This window comes from Rhizobium sp. P1_E1, from assembly GCF_056406015.1.
In genome coordinates this window covers 21,139-33,726 of the sequence record NZ_JBFUAY010000025.1, presented here as the reverse complement: position 1 = coordinate 33,726, position 12,588 = coordinate 21,139, and the positions used below count along the sequence as shown (strand labels likewise).

General features: G+C 61.7%; 12 protein-coding genes and 1 riboswitch. Of the genes, 5 read left to right on the top strand and 7 right to left on the bottom strand.

All coding sequences use genetic code 11. From position 1 onward, the window contains the following. Positions 1 to 10 precede the first annotated feature (10 nt). The 5 genes from AC1D1Z_RS12120 to AC1D1Z_RS12100 form a co-directional block, all read right to left on the bottom strand. Entirely contained in the window at positions 11 to 361 is a 351-nt protein-coding gene (locus AC1D1Z_RS12120) for a ribbon-helix-helix domain-containing protein (RefSeq protein WP_018243709.1), read from the bottom strand. Between the two features lie 24 nt (positions 362 to 385). Next, positions 386 to 982, bottom strand: a complete 597-nt coding sequence (locus AC1D1Z_RS12115) for a DJ-1/PfpI family protein (protein WP_028734550.1) — start codon at positions 980 to 982, stop codon at positions 386 to 388. Between the two features lie 106 nt (positions 983 to 1,088). Next, on the bottom strand, positions 1,089 to 1,481 hold the full coding sequence (locus AC1D1Z_RS12110; protein WP_130759682.1) for a DUF779 domain-containing protein: 393 nt from the start codon (positions 1,479 to 1,481) through the stop codon (positions 1,089 to 1,091). A 167-nt stretch (positions 1,482 to 1,648) separates the two neighbouring features. Then, entirely contained in the window at positions 1,649 to 3,157 is a 1,509-nt protein-coding gene (adh, locus tag AC1D1Z_RS12105) for an aldehyde dehydrogenase (protein ID WP_477850624.1), read from the bottom strand. Positions 3,158 to 3,323: 166 nt separating this feature from the next. After that, positions 3,324 to 4,283: a helix-turn-helix domain-containing protein gene (locus AC1D1Z_RS12100; protein ID WP_130759680.1), complete on the bottom strand. Its 960-nt coding sequence runs from the start codon at positions 4,281 to 4,283 to the stop codon at positions 3,324 to 3,326. A 209-nt stretch (positions 4,284 to 4,492) separates the two neighbouring features. Here AC1D1Z_RS12100 and msrB point away from each other — a divergent pair, with 209 nt between their 5' ends. Next, positions 4,493 to 4,978, top strand: a complete 486-nt coding sequence (msrB, locus tag AC1D1Z_RS12095) for a peptide-methionine (R)-S-oxide reductase MsrB (protein ID WP_018243704.1) — start codon at positions 4,493 to 4,495, stop codon at positions 4,976 to 4,978. A gap of 49 nt (positions 4,979 to 5,027) precedes the next feature. Here msrB and AC1D1Z_RS12090 read toward each other — a convergent pair whose 3' ends face one another. After that, positions 5,028 to 6,236, bottom strand: a complete 1,209-nt coding sequence (locus AC1D1Z_RS12090; protein WP_130759679.1) for a TIGR03862 family flavoprotein — start codon at positions 6,234 to 6,236, stop codon at positions 5,028 to 5,030. Between the two features lie 68 nt (positions 6,237 to 6,304). Then, complete coding sequence (locus AC1D1Z_RS12085) at positions 6,305 to 6,727, bottom strand: MerR family transcriptional regulator (RefSeq protein WP_130717990.1); 423 nt, start codon at positions 6,725 to 6,727, stop codon at positions 6,305 to 6,307. Positions 6,728 to 6,798: 71 nt separating this feature from the next. Here AC1D1Z_RS12085 and AC1D1Z_RS12080 point away from each other — a divergent pair, with 71 nt between their 5' ends. The 4 genes from AC1D1Z_RS12080 to nrdE all read left to right on the top strand — a co-directional run bounded on the left by AC1D1Z_RS12080 (position 6,799) and on the right by nrdE (position 12,543). After that, the gene (locus AC1D1Z_RS12080; RefSeq protein ID WP_130759678.1) at positions 6,799 to 9,066 is read left to right on the top strand and encodes a heavy metal translocating P-type ATPase; all 2,268 of its coding nucleotides are present in this window, start codon (positions 6,799 to 6,801) and stop codon (positions 9,064 to 9,066) included. Between the two features lie 164 nt (positions 9,067 to 9,230). Then, a riboswitch (cobalamin riboswitch) is annotated at positions 9,231 to 9,454 on the top strand. Positions 9,455 to 9,719: 265 nt separating this feature from the next. Beyond that, positions 9,720 to 9,941, top strand: a complete 222-nt coding sequence (nrdH, locus tag AC1D1Z_RS12075; protein ID WP_018243700.1) for a glutaredoxin-like protein NrdH — start codon at positions 9,720 to 9,722, stop codon at positions 9,939 to 9,941. A 14-nt stretch (positions 9,942 to 9,955) separates the two neighbouring features. Continuing rightward, entirely contained in the window at positions 9,956 to 10,360 is a 405-nt protein-coding gene (gene nrdI / locus AC1D1Z_RS12070) for a class Ib ribonucleoside-diphosphate reductase assembly flavoprotein NrdI (RefSeq protein ID WP_130759677.1), read from the top strand. Then, entirely contained in the window at positions 10,339 to 12,543 is a 2,205-nt protein-coding gene (nrdE, locus tag AC1D1Z_RS12065; protein WP_130759676.1) for a class 1b ribonucleoside-diphosphate reductase subunit alpha, read from the top strand. Before nrdI ends, nrdE begins: the two co-directional genes overlap by 22 nt. The last annotated feature ends 45 nt before the right edge of the window (positions 12,544 to 12,588 follow it).

Genomic DNA, 12,588 nt, shown 5'->3' with positions numbered 1-12,588 from the left:
GGACCGGCTTTCAGTGATACTTCGCCCGTTCTCGGCCGAGAATTCCAGGGGCGTCGAGACCGGAGATTGGGCGGGTGACGTCGGCCGGGATGTCACCTGCGAGCTGCAGGTCGAGATAGCGGGCGCAGCAGACCCGCAGGAAGGATGTGAAGTTTCCAAGATCATGGCCGGCATCGATCGATTCATGATGCAGCCGGGTGATCAGCTGGACGACGTTCATGCCGTCGCGGCGGGCGATCTCCTCGAGCTTCGACCAGAAGAAATTCTCCAGCCTGACGCTGGTGACCATGCCGTCGATGCGCAGTGACCGGGTGGCGCTTTCCCAGAGCCGCGCATCCGCCTTGATGAACAATTCACACATGTCGTCCTCCCGGTGCCGCCCTTCTTAGGCGGCGTTGGTTTCCAGCAGTGCTGCGGCATCGAGCACGGCCATGAACTGACGCAGCCACGAGGGATGGGCGGGCCAGGCGGGTGCCGTGACCAGATTGCCGTCCGAGACTGCATCGCTGATAGCGATGTCGGCATAGATGCCGCCGGCAAGTTCGACTTCCGGCCGGCAGGCGGGATAGGCCGAGCAGGTGCGGCCCTTCAAAACCCCGGCAGCGGCAAGCAGCTGTGCGCCGTGGCAGATGGCGGCGACGGGTTTTCCGGCGTCGAAGAAGTGTCGCACGGATTTGATGACCTCGGCATTGAGGCGCAGATATTCGGGCGCCCGCCCGCCGGGGATGACGAGCGCATCGTAATCTTCGGCGCGCACGCTGTCGAAGGTGGCATTCAGAGCGAAATTATGGCCGCGTTTTTCGGAATAGGTCTGGTCGCCTTCGAAATCGTGAATGGCAGTGGCGATGGTCTCGCCGGCCTTCTTGCCGGGGCAGACGGCGTCGACTGTGTAGCCGCAGGCGAGCAGCGTCTGGAACGGCACCATCGTTTCGTARTCTTCGGTGAAATCACCGGTGATCATCAGGATCTTTGAGGCTGGCATCGTTTCCTCCCTTTGAAACCAACTGGCGGAGAGTAGCAAACAGCGACAGAGTGCAGGTACTATGGGAATACTACAGGCAAAATTCGTACCCGATAAGGCGACGGCATTAAACCGCCCTGACCTTCACATCAGGCACTGTGCAAGCCTCGCCGCCGCCAAAGAGGCGGGAGCGGGTCAGGAAGCGTTTCTCCCGGCCATTGTCGAGCGAGAACATGCCGCCGCGGCCCGGTACGACGTCGATGATCAGCTGCGTATGCTTCCATGCCTCGAACTGGCTGGCGCTGATGTAGACCGGTACGCCGCCGATCTCGCCGAGCTTGACGTCGTTGTCGCCGATCATGAATTCATTAGTCGGATAACACATCGGCGAGGAGCCGTCGCAGCAGCCGCCGGACTGGTGGAAGAGGATATCGGGATGATCCCGCTTGATTTCTGCGACCAAATCGAGAGCTGTGTCGGTTGCGAGAACACGCGCTTCGCCGTTGACGGTGGTTTCCATGGCTGCCTCCTCCGGCGGATAACCCCGAAAATCGGATCGATTTTCGGAAAGGTTATACGCAAATTCAAAGCGTTAGAGCGTCCTACGGGATGCGTGCCGCTCTAAAGACAAGGCCTTCTCCCCGTGTCGGGGGAGAAGGCTTTTCATCATAACATCATCGGCTGCTCTCAGAAGAAGCCGAGTGCTTTCGGGCTGTAGCTCACCAGCATGTTCTTGGTCTGCTGGTAGTGGTCGAGCATCATCTTGTGGGTTTCACGACCGATGCCCGACTGCTTGTAGCCGCCGAAGGCGGCATGGGCCGGGTAGGCGTGGTAGCAGTTGGTCCAGACTCGGCCGGCCTGGATCTCGCGGCCGAAACGATAGCAGCGATTGGCGTCGCGGCTCCAGACACCGGCGCCGAGGCCGTAGAGCGTGTCGTTGGCGATTTCGAGCGCCTCCTTCTCGTTCTTGAAGGTTGTGACCGAAACCACCGGTCCGAAGATCTCCTCCTGGAACACACGCATCTTGTTGTGACCCTTGAAGATCGTCGGCTTGACATAATAGCCGTTCGCCAACTCGCCGCCGAGATCGTTGCGCGAGCCGCCGGTCAGTACCTCGGCGCCTTCCTGCTTGCCGATGTCGAGATAGGCGAGGATCTTTTCCAGCTGCTCCGTCGAAGCCTGGGCGCCGATCATCGTCGCGGTGTCGAGCGGGTTGCCCTGCTTGATCGCCTCAACGCGTTTCACGGCCTTTTCCATGAAGCGGTCGTAGATCGATTCCTGGACGAGGGCGCGGCTCGGGCAAGTGCAGACTTCGCCCTGGTTGAGGGCAAACATCGCAAAGCCTTCGAGCGCCTTGTCGAGGAAGTCGTCGTCCTCGGCCATCACATCGGCGAAGAAGATGTTCGRCGACTTGCCGCCGAGCTCCAATGTCACCGGAATGAGGTTCTGGCTGGCATACTGCATGATCAGCCGGCCGGTCGTCGTCTCGCCGGTGAAGGCGATCTTGGCGACGCGCGGGCTGGTCGCCAGCGGCTTGCCGGCTTCTATGCCGAAGCCGTTGACGATGTTGAGCACGCCGGGCGGCAGCAGATCGCCGACGATCTCGGCCCAGAGCAGGATCGAGGCCGGTGTCTGCTCGGCGGGCTTCAGCACGACGCAGTTGCCGGCGGCAAGTGCAGGTGCCAGCTTCCAGGTGGCCATCAGGATCGGGAAGTTCCACGGGATGATCTGACCGACGACGCCGAGTGGCTCATGGAAGTGATAGGCGACGGTATCGTGGTCGATCTCGCCGATCGAACCCTCCTGGGCGCGAATGCAGGAGGCGAAGTAGCGGAAGTGGTCGATCGCCAGCGGAATGTCGGCCGCCATGGTTTCGCGGATCGGCTTGCCATTGTCCCAGGTCTCGGCCTGGGCGAGCAATTCCAGCTTGTCTTCCATGCGCTGGGCAATCTTCATGAGGATATTGGAGCGCTCGGCAGCGGAGGTGCGGCCCCATTTTTCCTTTGCCGCATGGGCGGCGTCGAGCGCGAGATTGATATCCTTTTCATTGGAGCGGGGAATGTCGCAGAGCTTGCCGCCGGTGACGGGCGTGAGGTTTTCGAAGTATTTGCCTTCGACCGGCTCGCGCCACTCGCCGCCGATATAGTTGCCGTATTTCAGCTTGAACGGCGACTCGACGATTTTCTGATGAAGCATGTCATCCTCCCTTGATGATCCAGGTTCCCAAGCGAACCAGTGAGAGGAAAATGAGCATGTTTTGGGGGAAGGAACAGGGCGGGTCTTCCATACCGCAGTGCACAGTGTCGCAGACCTGCGACAGCATCGGGTCACGATTGCTCCAGGAGCGGGACCTTTGCTCCGATCAGTGGAGATCGAGCTTCTTCATCTTCCTGTGTAGTGTGGCGCGGCTGATGCCGAGCGCGATCGCCGCCTGCGAAACATTGCCGCCGGCGCGCGACAGCGCCCGCAGCAGTGCCGCCTTCTCCGCCTCGACCATCTCGTCCTGCTGGGAAACGCCAGCCTCGCGCAGGGCATCGGCTGCCGGAATGCCGGCGGCGATGCGTTTGTCGTCCAGCTGCAACGCGACGCGGGCGGCGCGCGTCGCGCCGAGCACCAAATCGTGCCTGTCGACGGCCAGCAAAGCGGCGGCGGAATTGGTGCCGGCCGGGACCATCAGGAAACGGGCGCCGGCAAAGGCCGAGCGGAAGAGGTTGAGCTCGATGCGCATCGCTGCATCGCGCACGGTCTGCGTCAGGATCGCCAGCGTCATCTCGTTGACGTCTTCGCGACATGCGGAGATGTCGAGGGCTGCGGCCACCCGGCCACGATGATCGCGAATCGGCGCCGTCGTGCAGCTGAGGCTGGTATTCGAGCTGAAAAAATGCTGATCGCGGAAGATGGCGACGGCACGCTCGTCGGCAAGTGCAGTGCCGATACCGTTGGTGCCGATGCTGGCCTCTGTCCAGACCGAGCCGGTCCAGAGGCCGAGTTCGCGGAATTCCTTGTCGTCGCCGGCAGCGCCCCGGCGCTCCAGCGCGATGCCGTTCTTGTCGGTCAGAAGCAGGCAACAGCCGGCCCTGCCAACGGTGGTAAAGAGGCGATCGAGCTCTTCCGTCGCGCTGGCGATCAGCTGATCGGACTGCTCGCGCGCACGGCGGAATTCCAGGTCGGTGAGGCGCAGTGGAGCCCGCTGGTCCTCGGGGGCGAGCTGGTGCATGGTCATGCACCGCCGCCATGAGGCGACAACAGGAGAACTGGCTGCCGCAGAGTCGCGCTGGGCAGACGTGTAGACGTACTCGGCGTGCGCTGAGTGTTCGTGCATCGGCTCCTCCCACCGAATTTCAGCACACTCTGATGGAAAAGCGGCTGGTTTGCAATCGGCCGGCGCTGGCGCTCGTCAGCGTGCGGCGCCTCCTGACGAAAGTGGCTGAAATCACGTTTCGGTGTTTGGGCAGCCATGGCGTAACAAATGACCCCTCTCCCTCGTAGTTCTGTACAGAAGCAAGGTTTGCCAGATGAGGAGATCCGACCATGCTGAACAGACGATTGTTGCTGATGGGCGCTGCTTTTGGGGCGCTTGCGGTTCGCTCAGGCCCGGCCGGCAAGGCAATCGCCGGCGAGAGGTTTGCGGTGACCCACACCGAGGAGGAATGGCGCAAGCTGCTGACGCCGGATCAATATGTCATCCTGCGCCAGGCGGGGACGGAACATCCCTTCACCAGTGCCTTGCTGCATGAGGAGCGAAAGGGCAATTTCGCCTGCGCCGGCTGCGACCAGGACCTCTTTTCCTCGACCACCAAATTCGACAGCGGCACTGGCTGGCCGAGCTTCTGGGCGCCGCTTGAAAATGCCGTCGGCACGACCGGCGACACGACCTTCAGCATGGCACGTACCGCCGTGCACTGCAGCCGTTGCGGCGGTCACCTCGGCCATGTCTTCGATGACGGCCCGAAGCCAACCGGGCTTCGCTACTGCATGAATGGTCTCGCTATGACCTTCCATCCGGCCTCGGTCTGATTGAGGATGATCTTGTTGTTTTGCCTCAAGGCTGACAGCTTCCAGCGCTCTAGCGCTGCAGCCAGGCCTCGATGCCACGGGCTGCCGCCCGGCCGGTCGCTAGGCAGGCGGTGAGGAGATAGCCACCAGTCGGCGCCTCCCAGTCGAGCATTTCGCCGGCGACGAAGGTGCCCGGCAGTGCCTTCAACATGTAGCTTTCGTCGACGCCGGTCCAGCGGATGCCGCCGGCTGAGGAGATCGCTTCGGCGATCGGGCGGGTTTCGATCACCGGCACCGGCAGAGCCTTGATCATGCGGGCGAGACGCTCCGGATCGGCTCGGTCGCGCTCGGCAGCGAGTTCGCGCAGCAGCGCCGCCTTGACGCCGTTGAGGCCGGCGCCCTTGCGCAGGCGGTTTGAAAAGCTCGATTTAGCGTCCTGCCGCGCAAGGTCGCGGCTCAACCTGTCGATGGTGCGGCCGGGTGCAAGGTCGAGGGTCAGGGAAGCGCTGCCATGGTTCAGCAGCCGGTCGCGCAACGCGGCCGTATGGGTATAGACGAGGCTGCCTTCGATGCCGCTGCCGGTGATGACGAATTCGCCGGGAAAAGTGCCGGCCTCGGACGTGGCGGTGACTGATTTTACCGGCTCGCCGGCGAAACGCTCGCTGAAGTTCCCGCTCCATCCGACGACGAAGCCGCAATTGGCGGGTTGAAAAGTGTCAATTTCCACACCCCTGCCGGCCAGCCAAGGTACCCAGGTAGCATCCGAGCCGAGGCGCGGCCAGCTTGCGCCGCCGAGCGCCAGCAGGGCTGCGTCGCAATGGACGATGCCGCGCCCTTCGGGCGTTTCGAAAACATAGCCGTCTTCGGCAAAACCGGTCCAGCGGTGGCGGGTGCGCAGCGTGGCGCCCTGTGCCTCCAGCCGCCTGAGCCAGGCGCGCAGCAAAGGCGAGGCCTTCATCACCTTCGGAAAAACCCGGCCGGACGAGCCGATGAAGGTTTCCGTCCCGAGCTCGCTTGCCCAATTCCTGATATCATCAGGGGTAAAGGCATCAAGAGCGGGGCGCAGACGGGCGGAGGCCGCTCCGAAGCGCGTGGTGAAACGGGCATAATCCTCGGAATGGGTGATGTTGAGACCGGACTTGCCGGCCAGCAGAAACTTGCGGGCAAAGGTCGGCATGGCGTCATAGACGGTCACCGCATGACCGGAACGGGAAAGCAGTTCGGCAGCCGCTAGACCCGCCGGGCCGCCGCCGATGATTGCAATCCGCTTCTGGTTCATTGATGTCTTCGCCCGATTCTGTCTCGTTCAGTTTTGGCGCGGTCGCGGATCGCCTGCAAGGGCGGAGATCAGTGGTGGGGATGCGTGCACTGGCCGTGGTCGGCGAGAACCTCGATGACGCGGCATTGATCGACGCGGCCGTGGCCGCAGCCTTCCACCATGGTTTCCAGCTCGGCTTTCAGCGCCATCAGGCTGCGGATGCGCTGCTCGACCTCGATGAGGCGGGCCTTGGCGATGGCGTCGGCCGAGGCACAGGATTGGTGCGGATCATCCTGCAGGGTGAGCAGCGTGCGGATCGCCTCGATCTCGAATCCGAGTTCGCGGGCGTGGCGGATGAAGGCGAGGCGGCTGATATCGGTGGGTTCGAAGGAGCGCTGGTTGCCCTCGCTGCGGCTCGGCGCCGCGAGCAGCCCGATGCTCTCGTAATAACGCACTGTCGGTACCTTGACGCCACTCTGGCGGGCGGCTTCACCGATCGTGATCCTTTTCATAATTTTCCTCTTGCACCTCTAGTCGCTAGAGGATGTAGGAGGGATGCTTCTACTTGACAAGGAAGCGGTTCATGGCTGAGAGCGAAACACGATACCGGGTTGGCGGCATGGATTGCGCCGCCTGCGCAACCAAGATCGATACGGCGGTCAGGCGCGTGGCGGGTGTCGCCGATGTTTCCGTCTCGGTGATGGCGGGCACGATGACCGTCCGGCATGATGGCAGCAGCGATCTCAAGACGATTGAGAAGAAGGTGACCGGGCTCGGCTATTCCGTCGCGCCGCTTGCCGGAAACGCTGCGCTTGCGCATGAACACGGCTCGCAGCACCGTCATGACCATGGACATGATCACGGTGATCACGCGGGCCATGACCACGACCATGAAGGGCACGATCATGCAAGTCATGACCACGACCATTCTCACGAACATGGCGAGAAGGAAATCGAGGGGCTGCACGGGCACGACCATGCGCCGATGGCCGGTCCCTGGTGGCAGAGCAGGAAAGGCCGGCTGACCATCCTTTCGGGTGCGGCACTCGTTGCCGCCTATGCCGTCGGCCATCTCGTGCCGGCGATTGCGTCCTATGTCTTCATCGTCGCCATGCTGATCGGGCTGGTGCCGATCGCTCGGCGCGCTGTCATGGCTGCCCTCTCAGGAACACCGTTTTCGATCGAGATGCTGATGACGATCGCCGCTGTCGGCGCCGTCATCATCAATGCCGGCGAAGAGGCGGCAACTGTCGTGTTCCTGTTCCTCGTTGGCGAGCTGCTGGAAGGGGTGGCAGCGGGCAAGGCGCGCGAAAGCATCCAGTCGCTGACGGCCCTGGTGCCGAAGAGTGCGCTACTCGAAGACAATGGGCAGACACGGGAGGTGCCGGCGGAAAGCCTTTCGGTCGGCGCCATCATCATGGTTCGTCCTGGCGACCGGATCTCGGCGGACGGCATCATCATCTCAGGCGAGAGCGCGATCGACGAGGCGCCGGTGACGGGCGAGAGTACGCCGGTTCGCAAGGGCGTCGATGCCGTCGTTTTTGCCGGCACGGTGAATGGCGATGCGGTGCTCAGGGTTCGCGTCACGGCGGCTGCCGCCGACAATACCATCGCCCGCGTCGTCAAGCTGGTGGAGGAAGCTCAGGAATCGAAGGCGCCGACCGAACGCTTCATCGATCGGTTCTCGCGCTATTACACGCCCGGCGTCGTCGTGGTCGCAGCGCTTGTCGCGGTCGTTCCACCGTTGCTGTTCGCTGGGCCGTGGGGCGAATGGGTCTATAAGGGCCTTGCGATCCTTTTGATCGGCTGCCCCTGCGCGCTCGTCATCTCGACGCCGGCGGCGATCGCCGCCTCGCTTTCATCCGGTGCGCGGCGCGGGCTGCTGATGAAGGGCGGCGCGGTGTTGGAAACGCTCGGCAAGGTGACGATGGTCGCCTTCGACAAGACAGGCACGCTGACAGAAGGCAAGCCTCAGGTGACCGACATCATTTCCTTTGGCCTGAGCGAGGCGCAGGTGCTGTCGCGCGCGGCGGTGCTGGAGCAGGGTTCCAGCCATCCGCTGGCGCTGGCGATCCTCAACCGCGCCAAGACGGACGGCGTTCCCGTGCCGCCGGCCTTCGAGCTTGAAGCGYTGCCGGGCAAGGGTGTCAGCGGCAAAGTCGGCGGTGAGGCGCTGGATCTGCTGTCGCCACCTGCCGCCCGCGAGCGCGGGACGCTCAGCGCGGAACAGGATGCACGCATCACGGCGCTGAACGACGAGGGCAAGAGCGTGTCGGTGCTGCTCGTCAACGGTGTTGCGGCCGGCCTGATCGCCATGCGTGACGAGCCGCGTGAGGATGCCGAGGCCGGGCTCGCTGCCCTCAAATCAGCAGGCGTCAAGGCGATGATGTTGACGGGCGACAACAAGCGGACGGCAGCAGCCGTTGCCGGCATGCTCGGCATCGACTGGCGCGGCGAGATGATGCCAGAGGATAAGCAGCGGGTCGTTGGCGAATTGAAGCGCCAGGGCTTCATCGTGGCCAAGGTCGGCGACGGCATCAACGATGCTCCGGCGCTGGCCGCTGCCGACATCGGCATCGCCATGGGCGGCGGCACCGATGTGGCGCTGGAGACGGCGGATGCTGCCGTGCTGCACGGACGCGTTGGCGACGTGGCGCGGATGATCGAACTTTCCAAACGCACGATGCGCAACATCCTGCAGAATATCACCATCGCACTCGGGCTGAAGGCGCTGTTTCTGGTGACGACGATCATAGGGATCACCGGGCTCTGGCCAGCGATTCTTGCCGATACCGGCGCCACCGTGCTGGTGACGATCAATGCACTGCGGTTGCTTCGGATAAAAATATGAATGTCGTTTGAGGAGCCGGCTTCTGCCGGCTCTCTTTATGATGCGTTCTCCACAGCGCTTTTCCGTTAACGCTTCGTTATCCACATCATACACAGGCGCGGCGATTCGTTGCCGCCATTGTTGCGCCGCCACAACAACTTGTTGACGTCATGATCGATTCGCGTACCATATCTAGTGTTCGAGGTTCCGTCGATTCGTGAGGATCGGTGACTAAGACGGGAATTCGGTGCGCTTCGCCATCATGGCGCGGCAATGCCGGGGCTGCCCCCGCAACTGTAAGCGGCGAGCAACTGTCCGATTTCAGGTCACTGGAGCATGATGCTCCGGGAAGGCTGGGCAGGCGCTTTGACCCGTGAGCCAGGAGACCTGCCTCGAACGAAACGTCCACGGGCGGGGTGTCCGGAAGGTCGCGTTGCATGGCTGCGGGGAATCTCCGCATCGCGTTTCGCAGGCCCGAACCTCCTCATGAGCCACTTCGGGGTGAAGTCATGTCAGAATTTCAGTTCAGGCCGCCACCCGCTAGAGGTAGAGGGCGGAGTACGCCCAGCGGCTAAACAGCCGCACAGCTCAAAATCATCAGAGAATTTTTCGACGGATATCGACAGATTTCCGATCGATGTCCTGCGCCCAATCGCATCGTCACGAGGAATATCATGACCATTACCGTCTACAGCAAGCCTGCCTGCGTCCAGTGCACTGCCACCTACCGCGCCCTCGACCGTCTGGGCGTCGATTATGACATCGTCGATATCTCGCAGGATGCCGAAGCGCTCGATCGCGTCCGCAGCCTCGGCTACATGCAGGCGCCTGTCGTCATCGCCGGCGAGCAGCATTGGGCGGGCTTCCGTCCCGACATGATCAGCGCGCTCTCCTGACCTGAGGACAAGCGATGGGCCTGATCGTCTATTATTCCAGCCGATCCGAGAACACCCATCGGTTCGTCGCCAAGCTCGGTCTGCGCGCGGCGCGCATTCCGCCAGGTGGCGCAGACGCGTTCCATATCCGCGAACCCTTCGTGCTGATCGTGCCGACCTATAGCGGCGACGGCGGCAAGGGTGCCGTTCCCAAGCAGGTGATCCGTTTCCTCAACGATGCGGAAAACCGAGGACACATCCGCGGCGTGATCGCCGCGGGCAACAGCAATTTCGGCGAGACATACGGGCTCGCCGGCGACGTGGTCTCGCAGAAATGCCAGGTGCCGTACCTTTACCGGTTCGAGCTCATGGGCACCGACGACGACGTCGCCAAGGTCAAACACGGAATGGAACGATTTTGGACACGGGAACAACCCTGACGCGGGATGCGGGCGCAAAACCGCATCAAATTTTTGCTCAGCCCGCCGGGGAGAGGCCGCCGAAAGCAGCCGAAACCCTCGACTATCACGCGCTGAACGCGATGCTGAACCTCTATGACGATGAGGGGCGGATTCAGCTCGACAAGGATCGTTTGGCGGCCAAGCAATATTTCCTCCAGCATGTGAACCAGAACACGGTGTTCTTCCACAATCTGAGGGAAAAGCTCGATTACCTCGTGACCGAGGGATATTACGAGCAGGAGGTTCTCGACCAGTATTCCTTCAATTTCGTGCGGGATCTGTTCGACCAGGCCTATGCCAAGAAATTCCGTTTCCCGACCTTCCTCGGCGCCTTCAAATATTACACCAGCTATACGCTGAAGACCTTCGACGGCAAGCGCTATCTCGAGCGCTATGAGGACCGCATCTGCATGGTGGCTCTGGCCTTGGCGCGTGGCGACGAGGCCCTTGCCCGCGACATGGTCGACGAGATCATTTCCGGCCGTTTCCAGCCGGCGACGCCGACCTTCCTCAATGCCGGCAAGAAGCAGCGCGGCGAACTGGTTTCCTGCTTCCTGCTGCGCGTCGAGGACAATATGGAATCGATCGGCCGGTCGATCAATTCGGCGCTGCAATTGTCGAAGCGCGGCGGCGGCGTGGCGCTGTCGCTGACGAATATCCGCGAGGCAGGCGCGCCGATCAAGCATATCGAGAACCAGTCCTCGGGTATCATCCCGGTGATGAAGCTGCTCGAAGACAGTTTCTCCTATGCCAACCAGCTCGGGGCGCGGCAGGGCGCGGGTGCGGTCTATCTCAATGCCCATCATCCCGATATCATGCGCTTCCTCGACACCAAGCGCGAAAATGCCGACGAAAAAATCCGCATCAAGACGCTGTCACTCGGCGTCGTCGTGCCCGATATCACCTTCGAACTCGCCAAGAACAATGAGGATATGTATCTGTTCTCGCCCTATGACGTGGAACGCGTCTATGGCGTGCCTTTCACCGAGATTTCGGTGACGGAAAAATATCGCGAGATGGTGGCGGATGCCCGCATTTCGAAGAAGAAGATCAAGGCGCGCGAATTCTTCCAGGTGCTTGCCGAAATCCAGTTCGAGAGCGGCTACCCCTACATCATGTTCGAGGACACGGTGAACCGGGCGAACCCGATCGCCGGACGTATTTCGATGAGCAATCTATGCTCGGAAATCCTGCAGGTCAGCGAGGCGAGCGAATATCATGACGACCTTTCCTACAAACATCTCGGCAAGGATATTTCCTGCAATCTCGGCTCGCTGAATATCGCGGCGGCAATGGATTCGGCAGATTTCGGCAAGACGATCGAGACCTCGATCCGGGCGCTGACAGCCGTTTCCGACATGAGTCACATTTCCTCGGTTCCCTCGATCGAGAAGGGCAATGACGAGAGCCATGCGATCGGCCTCGGCCAGATGAACATGCACGGTTATCTCGCCCGCGAGCGTATCTTCTACGGCTCCGAGGAAGGCGTCGATTTCACCAATATCTATTTCTATACGGTGACCTATCACGCAATCCGCGCCTCGAACCTTTTGGCGGTCGAACGCGGTACGAGCTTCAAGGGCTTCGAGAATTCGAAATATGCCTCCGGCGACTATTTCGACAAATATACAGAGCAGCTCTGGGAGCCGGCGACGGAGACGGTCAGGGCGCTGTTCGAGACGTCAGGCATTCACATTCCGACGCAGGAAGATTGGGCCACGTTGAAGAAGGCGGTGATGGCCTCCGGCCTCTATAACCAGAACCTGCAGGCGGTTCCGCCGACGGGGTCGATCTCCTATATCAACCACTCGACCTCCTCGATCCATCCGATCGTCTCGAAGATCGAAATCCGCAAGGAAGGTAAGATCGGCCGCGTCTATTATCCGGCGCCGTTCATGACCAACGACAATCTCGACTATTATCAGGATGCCTACGAGATCGGGCCGGAGAAGATCATCGACACCTATGCGGCGGCGACCCAGCATGTCGACCAAGGCCTGTCGCTGACCTTGTTCTTCCGCGACACGGCAACGACGCGCGACATCAACAAGGCGCAGATCCATGCCTGGAAGAAGGGCATCAAGACGATCTACTACATACGCCTTCGCCAGATGGCGCTGTCCGGCACCGAGGTGCAGGGCTGCGTATCCTGCACCTTATGATTTGATTGCGGCTGACGCTGCAAGAAGCGGGAGGGTTCCGCAGTT

What these genes read in the sequence shown, in the direction of transcription:
- AC1D1Z_RS12120 (WP_018243709.1), bottom strand. Translation starts at nt 361, where the DNA reads ATGTGTGAATTGTTCATCAAGGCGGATGCGCGGCTCTGGGAAAGCGCC.
- AC1D1Z_RS12110 (WP_130759682.1), bottom strand. Translation starts at nt 1,481, where the DNA reads ATGGAAACCACCGTCAACGGCGAAGCGCGTGTTCTCGCAACCGACACA.
- AC1D1Z_RS12100 (WP_130759680.1), bottom strand. Translation starts at nt 4,283, where the DNA reads ATGCACGAACACTCAGCGCACGCCGAGTACGTCTACACGTCTGCCCAG.
- msrB (WP_018243704.1), top strand. Translation starts at nt 4,493, where the DNA reads ATGCTGAACAGACGATTGTTGCTGATGGGCGCTGCTTTTGGGGCGCTT.
- AC1D1Z_RS12090 (WP_130759679.1), bottom strand. Translation starts at nt 6,236, where the DNA reads ATGAACCAGAAGCGGATTGCAATCATCGGCGGCGGCCCGGCGGGTCTA.
- AC1D1Z_RS12085 (WP_130717990.1), bottom strand. Translation starts at nt 6,727, where the DNA reads ATGAAAAGGATCACGATCGGTGAAGCCGCCCGCCAGAGTGGCGTCAAG.
- nrdH (WP_018243700.1), top strand. Translation starts at nt 9,720, where the DNA reads ATGACCATTACCGTCTACAGCAAGCCTGCCTGCGTCCAGTGCACTGCC.
- nrdI (WP_130759677.1), top strand. Translation starts at nt 9,956, where the DNA reads ATGGGCCTGATCGTCTATTATTCCAGCCGATCCGAGAACACCCATCGG.